The sequence below is a fragment of the Neisseria sp. P0001.S005 genome, from assembly GCF_051963715.1.
Map to the genome: position 1 here is coordinate 1 of NZ_JBQCTZ010000479.1, position 701 is coordinate 701.

Annotated in this window: 1 protein-coding gene; it reads right to left on the bottom strand. The window is 37.7% G+C overall.

Annotated features, from left to right (window positions below; all coding sequences use genetic code 11):
- Positions 1-41 precede the first annotated feature (41 nt).
- Positions 42-701: preprotein translocase subunit SecY (locus ACTHSP_RS21190; RefSeq protein WP_440346904.1), on the bottom strand; the 660-nt coding region annotated here is incomplete at its 5' end.

Sequence of the window (701 nt, forward strand, 5' to 3'; positions counted from 1 at the left end):
TTTCGCCCTGCATCTGTATGGTATCTTCTTTAGCCATAAGCCTACTTACGTGACAAAGATTTCATATCTGGACGACTCATCAAGTCTTCATACTGACTACTCATTATGTATGAATTAATTTGCGTCCTAAAATCCATTGTAACAACGACCAAAATAAGCAAAGATGTACCACCGAAATTGATAGTAACATTCCATGCAGTTGTTAAAATTTCAGGTATCAGACAGATTATAGTAATGTACAAAGCACCAAATAATGTCAACCTTAGTACCACTTTTTCCAAATATCTAGAGGTTTGCTCACCTGGGCGAATACCCGGCACAAATGCACCACTCTTCTTCAAATTTTCAGCCATCTCTTTAGGACTAAATACTAAAGCAGTATAGAAATAGCAGAAGAAGATGATAGTTGTGGCAAATAATACAATATACAAAGGCTGTCCATGTTGCAGCATCGCAGCAACCTTATGAAGAACAGAACTCGTACTATTTGAACCAAACCAACCTAAAAGTGTAGATGGAAATAAAATGATACTGGAAGCAAAAATAGGAGGAATAACACCTGCCATATTTAGCTTGAACGGCATATGAATGCTTTGTCCTGGCATCATTCCAGAGCCAAACTGCCTTTTAGCATAATGCACAGGAACTTTACGCTGAGCACTCTCAAAATAAACTACAGCATAGATCAACAGCAAAATACC